Source organism: Micromonospora sp. NPDC050980, assembly GCF_040653835.1.
In the GTDB taxonomy this organism is placed as follows: domain Bacteria; phylum Actinomycetota; class Actinomycetes; order Mycobacteriales; family Micromonosporaceae; genus Micromonospora.
Map to the genome: position 1 here is coordinate 46613 of NZ_JBFAGS010000028.1, position 6596 is coordinate 53208.

Sequence of the window (6596 nt, forward strand, 5' to 3'; positions counted from 1 at the left end):
TTCGCCCGCACGCTAGCTCTTGCCGAAACATTCTGCAATACCTTGCAAACCGCGTCGCAACACGGCAGTCATCTTGCAAAGCCTGGTGCCGGCATTCCGGCCGCCGGGGCGAGCGCGGCTCAGCCGCCGGTGCAGGTCGCGCCGTCGACCGTGCAGGCGTCCGGTCGGGTGGTGCCGGTCTGCTCGAAGTGGAAACGCATCGGCACCGACGCGCCCGCGGCCAGGTCGACGCCGCTGCGGTAGGTGAAGACCCGGCCGTCGAAGCCGAACGGACCCTGTTCGGCGCCCTCCACCCAGGCGGTGACCAGCCGCCCGCGCGGAAAGGTCAGCCGCACCGTCCAGCCCCGCGCCGAGCTTCCGGCGTTGACCAGCAGCACCTCGCCGATGAAGCCACCGTCGAACGTGCTGACCACCGCGTACCGCCCGGTCACCGCCGACGCCGGGGTCGGCGGTGGCGGGGCCGGCCGGACGTCGCCGCGCGGGCCGCCGGTCGACGTGGCCGGCGTCGGCCGGGCGGGCAGCACGGGCGACCGGGGGGACAGCCCGGGCGTCACCGGACGCGCCGCCGAGCCCGGCACCTCACCGGTCGGCGCGGGCGTGGTGGCCGGCACGACCGGCAGACCCGGCAACGACATCGCCGGATCCGTCAGCCCTTGCGCCGGGAACGTCCGCCGCTCCCGCACCGCGCCGAGCGCCACCACCAGCAGCACCACCATCACCACCACGCCGGCGGCGACGAGGATCCACGGCGACGAGGTGACGGCGGACCCGGGCGACGGGACGGCACGACGCGAGCGGGACATGTTCCTCCTGTCGGCGGGCAGGGACGCCCGGCTGCCCTCCCGGCCTCGGCGGACTGCGCCAGCCTAGCCAGCAACGCCGCGTGCGGCGAGCGATCCGCGCGGAGCTGACCGGAGACTCAACGAACTGATAAGTTGCACGCCGATCGATGACCACAGTGGCTCGGCAAGCGGCAGGACGGGTGGCCAATGACGGAGTGGCAGGGCAACATCCGGCGTGCGTCCACAGCGGACCACGCCCTCGTGACCGGGATCCTCGCCGAGGCGTTCATGCGGGACCCGGTGAGTGGCTGGATCTTCCCGGCGGACGACCACCGGGCGCGGGTCCACCACGCCTTCTTCGCCCCGTTCGTCGCGCTGGCGCTGCGGACCGGCGAGGTCCACGTGGCCGGTGACGGCCTGGGTGCCACGCTCTGGCTCCCGGTCGGCGGCGACCACGACGACGCGGACGACGGCGAGTTCGCCGAACTGGAGGCCGTGATCGGGCCGGAGGCGGCGAAGCGCTTCGCCATGCTCGACGAGCTGATGACCGCGAACCACCCGGGCGAGCCGCACTGGTACCTGCCGTTCATCGGTGTGCATCCGGACCACCACGGCACGGGCGTCGGCTCGGCGCTGCTGCGCGACAAGCTGACCGAATTGGATCAGTCTGGCGCGGCCGGCTACCTGGAGGCCAGCACGCCGCGCAACGCCGCGCTGTACGAGCGGCTCGGCTTCCGGCGCCGGCCGGTCACGCTGGATCTGCCGGACGGGCCCAGCCTCTACCCGATGTGGCGCGAACCCGCCTGAACGGCGTCCGTCCCGCCCCGGCCCCGCCGGGGCGGGACGTCACCGGCGTACCGTCGTGGTGCTGACGTCGAGCGCGCCCACCACCGCCGCGAGCAGCCCGTCGAGCTGTGCCGGCAGGAACCGGCGGCAGTCCCGCATCCGGCCGCCGACCTGCGGGTCGAAGATGTGCGCGGCGAGCCCGACCGCCTCGGCGAGACTCGCCAGCAGCAGCGTCCCCGGGTCCAGCTCGGCCGGGGACGAGTGCATCAGCATGGCGGTCAACCGCACCCGCGGTGACGCCGCCTGGTTCGGGTCGGTGGCCGGCCAGCGCACCTGCCGGCCGATCAGCTTGCCCTGCTCCCGGCGCAGCACGCCGGCGGTGACCAGCCGGGTGCCGACCCGCTCGTTGATGTTCAACTGGGTCCGCAGGTAGCGGATCCACAGCCGGGCCGGATGCGCGCCCTCGCGGCGCAGGATCTCGGTGATCAGCAGGTCGGTCAGCGGCTCCTGCCACAACCGCGGGTCGACCGCGGCGATGCCGCCGCCGTCGAGGGCGATCCGGCCCTCGAACATCAACTCGGCGAGCGCGGCGCCGGCCAGCCCGCACTCCAGCCGGTCGACGGCGACGTGCGGCTTGCCGCTGAACTCGTCGTGTCCGATGAGGAACAGCGCATCGGCGAGCCGGTACGTGGCTTGTGCCCCGGGGTAGGTCATGGTCCATCCTCGAACGGTGGCCGTGATCGTCGACACGGGACGGTACGGCATGACCACGCACAGCTCAATTCCGGTCGAGCGTGCGCACCCCAATCGATATCGAAGTGGGGTTGTGACGATCAGTGATCACCAATACCCTGCATCAGGCTGTTCCGAAGTAGACATCTCACACCCCTTCCCCCTCCCCTGGAGAAGCCTTGTCCTCCGATCCGTTCTTCTCCGACGGTGGGCTGCGCCGTGGCCGTCTCGGCACCGCCCATCTCGTCTTCTTCACCGTCGCCGCGTCGGCCCCGCTGACCGTTCTCGGCGGCGGCGTCACCACCATGTACGCCGTCAGCGGCAACGTCGGCGCAGCGCTGGGCTACGTGCTGCTCGCGGCCGTCCTCGCCGTCTTCGCCACCGGCTACGCCGCGATGAGCCGGTACGTCGCGAACGCCGGCGCGTTCTACGCGTACATCGCCAACGGCCTCGGCCGGGCCGGCGGGGTGGCCGGCTCGGCGGTCGCGCTGGCCGCCTACAACGCGATCCAGATCGGCCTCTACGGGCTGTTCGGCGCGGTCATGAAGGACTTCATGGCCGCGAAGGCCGGGCTCACCCTCGACTGGTGGGTCTGGGCGCTGCTGGCCTGGGTGTTCATCGGCGTGCTCGGCGTGCTGCGCATCGACCTGAACGCCAGCGTGCTCGCGGTGCTGCTGGTCCTCGAGTGCGTGGCAGTGCTGATCTTCGACCTGGTCGCGTTCGCCCACCCGGCCGGCGGCAGCGTCACCACCGCCGGCATCGACCCCGGCCACCTGTTCGGCGCCGGGTTCGGCGCGGTGCTCGCGTTCACCATCGCCTCGTTCACCGGCTTCGAGAGCGGCGCGATCTACAGCGAGGAGGTCAAGGACCCGCGGCGCACCGTGGCCCGGGCCACCTACATCGCGGTCGCGTTCACCGGTCTGTTCTACGCCTTCTCCGCCTGGGCCCTCACCGTGCTGACCGGGCCGGAGAACGCGCAGCAGGCCAGCATCGAGGCCGGCCCGGGCGTCATCTTCGGCGCCCTCGAACAATACTCCGGCGTGGTCGTCGCGGACATCGCGAACGTCCTGTTCATCACCAGCGTGCTGGCCGCCCTGCTGTCGTTCCACAACGGCGTCGCCCGCTACCTGTTCGCGCTCGGCCGGGAGAACGTCCTGCCCCGCTTCCTCGGCGCGACGTCCAGCCGCAGCGGCGCCCCGGTCGCCGGGTCCGTGATGCAGAGCATCCTGGCCGTGGTGGTCTTCGTGGCGTTCGCGATGACCGGCCGCGACCCGGTCATCGACCTGTTCACCTGGCTGTCCGGCTCGGCCGCGGTCGGCGTGGTGCTGCTCATGACGCTCACCTCGGCCGCCGTCGTCGGCTTCTTCCGGGGCCGCGGTGGCCCGGAGTCGGCCTGGCAGCGGGCGATCGCCCCGGCGCTCGGCACCGTCCTGCTCACCGCCGTGCTGCTGGTGCTGCTGTTCAACTTTGACGCGCTGCTCGCGCCGGACACCGCGGGCTACCTGAAGTGGCTGCTCCCGGCGATCCCGGTGGTGGCCGGTGTGCTCGGCCTGATCTGGGGTGGAGTGCTGCGGACCAGCCGGCCGGACACCTACCGCCGGATCGGCCAGCTCGACGAGGAGGGCCTGCACGAGCCGGGCCTGCATTCAGCCCCCGAGACCGACCGCTGGGCCGCCAGCCACCGCTGAGAAGTAAGGCGGGGCCCCTTCTTAACGCATCCGGTAGAGGAGGGGCCCCCGCTCGACACCCCGCTCGGCGGGTCAGGCGGTGCGGATGACGGTGCAGATCACCGGGCCCTCGTCGGTGGTCCGCAGCAGGTAGCGGTAGCGCTCGCCGGGCACCGCGCGGCCCCGGCTGTCCAGGAACTCCCACCGCACCGCCACCTCGGTGAGCAGCGCGGAGACCTGCTGCACGTCCTCGATCTGCGCGTTCGCGGCGATCAGCTCCCGCTCCTGGTAGTCGGGCGCGGCCCCGACGAAGCTGAGCGCCACCGCCGCCGGCGAGGTGAACGAGAAGCTGTAGGTGTCGGCGACCACGAGCCCGGGCAGGGCGTAGCAGCCCGCGATGGCCGGCACGTCGGCGCTGGTCAGCGCCACGCCGTAGCGGTCGAAGAAGTCGGAGAGCGTGTCGAGGTCGGTGGAAGCCGTCACGAGGGCTTCCATTACCGGCCCGTCGTCCCGGCAAACCTGGTCAGCGGGGCGGGATGCGGACCTCGATCTCCGCACCGAGCTGGGCGCCGCCGGTCAGCGCCAGGTCGTCGCCGCTCCAGAACCGCCCGGGGTCGTACCAGTTGGGCCGCCGCCCCGCCGGCAGCAGCCCCATCGCCTCGTAGGTCACCGCCACCACCTCGGCGCAGTACGCCGTCTCCAACGCCCGGTCACGCACCTGGCTTCCACCGTCGGGCCTGCTGGCGGGGCCCGGCGCGCGACCGTCGTCCGAGCCGCGACCCGCGTCCGGGCGGTCACCGGTGTCCGAGGTGGACCGGCGCCAGCGCGGATGCGGCACCCGACCTCGGGCCCAACGCCAGGCGAGCTGCGCGGTGGACGGGAACGGCGTGCCGTCGAGACGCGCCACGGTACGCAGCACCGCCTCCTCCATGGCCCCGTCGGCGGGCGGTTCGAGCTGACGTAGCCAGCCGCGCTGGCCGTACCGGTTGGCCCACACGCAGACCGCGTCGCGCAGGTCGTGCAACTGCACGCCGCGCTGGCGGGTGCCGGTCCACATGTCCGGCAGCGAGCGCCCCAGCGCGGCGTGCCACATCAGCGGGGGCATGTCGTCCAGGACCACGGCCATGCCCACGTGGTTGACCGGGCTGTTGGTGGTGAACTGGATGGCGCGGTCGGGCACGCTGCGCCCCCGGAACACCCACAGGTCGCCGGTGCGGGTCAGCTCCACTGCCTCGTCCAGGCTGATGCTCATGGAGGACTACCCTAAGCCGATGCGGCAACGGATGCGGTGGTGGAAGCTGCTCGGCCTGGCCGGTCTGGCCGGCGTGGCGGCGACGGGCGTGGTCGTGGCCCGGGCGGAACGGCAACGTCGGGCCTACACCCCGGAGGAGATCCGGGACCGGCTGCGCGAGCGGCACGCCAGGGCGTCGTCCTCCTGATCGGTCGGTGTCACCGGGGCGGCGCGCGGCGGCGCGCTGCTCTAGCATCGGCCCGATGGGAAATAGTTTCTGGGAGACACAGTTTGTTCTCGATCCGCCGCCCGCGCCGGTGCGGCGGCACGGCGACGTCGACCTGCACCTGCCCGGCGGCGACGGCCGCCACGCCGCGGTCGTGGTGGTGCACGGCGTCCCCGGCCCCCCGAACGCGCCCGACGCGCGGGACTGGCCGCTCTACCGGGGCTACGGCGCCCTGCTCGCCGAACGCGGCGTGGTGGCCGCGATCCCCCGACTGTCCGTGGCGAGCCCCGACGACCTGACCACGGTCGCCGCCCGCGTCGCCGGCACGGCCGACCTGCTCCGCGCCGACCCCCGCGTCGACCCCGACCGGTTGGCGCTCTGGTTCTTCTCCGGCGCCGGCCTGCTGCTCGGTGACTGGCTCCGCGACCCGCCCGGCTGGCTGCGGGGCCTCGCGGCGACGTACCCACTGCTGGCGCCCCTGGCCGACTGGCCACCGATCGATCCGCGCTTCCATCCCCTCGCCGCCCTCGACGCCACCGGTCACCGGGGCACCGTCCCGGGCTCACCCGACCCCGTCGGGGATCGGGCTGCCGCGACGGCCGCACCGACCGCCCCCACCGGCACCGGCCCCGCCGACATCCCGGCGGGCGCGGTCCGGGCGGTGCCGCTGGTGCTGACCCGGGTCGGGCGGGATCGACCCGAGGTGGCATCCGGCATCGACGCGTTCCTGGTGGCCGCCGCCCGACGCGCCACGCCCGTGCAGGTCTTCGACGTGCCGAGCGGGCAGCACGGATTCGACGCCCTGGACCACACCGAGGAGTCGCGCGCCGCCGTACGCGCCGCCCGCGACGCGCTGCTCGACCTGCTCACCGCTCGCTGACCCGTAAACCCGGTGCGCCGAAGCGGTGGCCCCCGGCGTTCTCGCCAGTCGGGAGTTGTTGCCCGCCTGCCGGGACGACGCGCGATCCGGGGTGGCCGCGGCCGGGGTGGGCTGGCTACGCCGACGTCCACCACCGAGGCGCCGGCCGGGCGAATGCGCGGCATGTCGGGTTTGTCGGCTTCGGGCGCGGCGGGGCGTGGTGGGGGTCACCGGCGCGACGGAATCGGTGCCCGGGGCGGGGCGTTATACCTGGCAGACCGCGTGGAGCCCGGCCCCCTCGGGCCGCCGGCAG

The 6596-nt window shown here is 73.3% G+C and carries 8 protein-coding genes; 4 read left to right on the plus strand and 4 right to left on the minus strand.

Going from position 1 to position 6596, the window contains the following annotated elements; all coding sequences use genetic code 11:
- Positions 1–119 precede the first annotated feature (119 nt).
- Positions 120–803 (minus strand): cellulose binding domain-containing protein, encoded by a 684-nt coding sequence (locus AB0H28_RS27160; protein WP_358045949.1) that lies wholly within the window; start codon positions 801–803, stop codon positions 120–122.
- Between the two features lie 186 nt (positions 804–989).
- Between AB0H28_RS27160 and AB0H28_RS27165 the strand changes: the two genes are divergently transcribed.
- Positions 990–1589, plus strand: coding sequence for a GNAT family N-acetyltransferase (locus tag AB0H28_RS27165; protein WP_358045952.1), 600 nt, complete (start codon positions 990–992; stop codon positions 1587–1589).
- Between the two features lie 39 nt (positions 1590–1628).
- Here the strand turns inward: AB0H28_RS27165 and AB0H28_RS27170 are convergent, their stop codons facing one another.
- Positions 1629–2282: a GPP34 family phosphoprotein gene (locus AB0H28_RS27170; RefSeq protein WP_358045955.1), complete on the minus strand. Its 654-nt coding sequence runs from the start codon at positions 2280–2282 to the stop codon at positions 1629–1631.
- Positions 2283–2479: 197 nt separating this feature from the next.
- On the opposite strand from AB0H28_RS27170, the gene AB0H28_RS27175 reads away from it, so the two are divergent.
- Positions 2480–3988 (plus strand): APC family permease, encoded by a 1509-nt coding sequence (locus AB0H28_RS27175; protein ID WP_358045958.1) that lies wholly within the window; start codon positions 2480–2482, stop codon positions 3986–3988.
- Between the two features lie 72 nt (positions 3989–4060).
- Here AB0H28_RS27175 and AB0H28_RS27180 read toward each other — a convergent pair whose 3' ends face one another.
- Both AB0H28_RS27180 and AB0H28_RS27185 read right to left on the minus strand, forming a co-directional pair.
- Positions 4061–4450, minus strand: coding sequence for a hypothetical protein (locus AB0H28_RS27180; protein WP_358045961.1), 390 nt, complete (start codon positions 4448–4450; stop codon positions 4061–4063).
- 40 nt (positions 4451–4490) lie between these two features.
- The gene (locus AB0H28_RS27185) at positions 4491–5219 is read right to left on the minus strand and encodes a hypothetical protein (RefSeq protein WP_358045964.1); all 729 of its coding nucleotides are present in this window, start codon (positions 5217–5219) and stop codon (positions 4491–4493) included.
- Between AB0H28_RS27185 and AB0H28_RS27190 the strand changes: the two genes are divergently transcribed.
- On the plus strand, positions 5218–5406 hold the full coding sequence (locus tag AB0H28_RS27190) for a hypothetical protein (protein WP_358045980.1): 189 nt from the start codon (positions 5218–5220) through the stop codon (positions 5404–5406). The two genes, AB0H28_RS27185 and AB0H28_RS27190, sit on opposite strands and share 2 nt — an antisense overlap.
- 55 nt (positions 5407–5461) lie before the next feature.
- Positions 5462–6304 (plus strand): hypothetical protein, encoded by an 843-nt coding sequence (locus tag AB0H28_RS27195; RefSeq protein ID WP_358045967.1) that lies wholly within the window; start codon positions 5462–5464, stop codon positions 6302–6304.
- Positions 6305–6596: the final 292 nt, after the last annotated feature.

Coding starts and splice junctions, on each gene's coding strand:
- AB0H28_RS27160 (WP_358045949.1), bottom strand. CDS start 803: ATGTCCCGCTCGCGTCGTGCCGTCCCGTCGCCCGGGTCCGCCGTCACC.
- AB0H28_RS27165 (WP_358045952.1), top strand. CDS start 990: ATGACGGAGTGGCAGGGCAACATCCGGCGTGCGTCCACAGCGGACCAC.
- AB0H28_RS27170 (WP_358045955.1), bottom strand. CDS start 2,282: ATGACCTACCCCGGGGCACAAGCCACGTACCGGCTCGCCGATGCGCTG.
- AB0H28_RS27190 (WP_358045980.1), top strand. CDS start 5,218: ATGGAGGACTACCCTAAGCCGATGCGGCAACGGATGCGGTGGTGGAAG.
- AB0H28_RS27185 (WP_358045964.1), bottom strand. CDS start 5,219: ATGAGCATCAGCCTGGACGAGGCAGTGGAGCTGACCCGCACCGGCGAC.
- AB0H28_RS27195 (WP_358045967.1), top strand. CDS start 5,462: ATGGGAAATAGTTTCTGGGAGACACAGTTTGTTCTCGATCCGCCGCCC.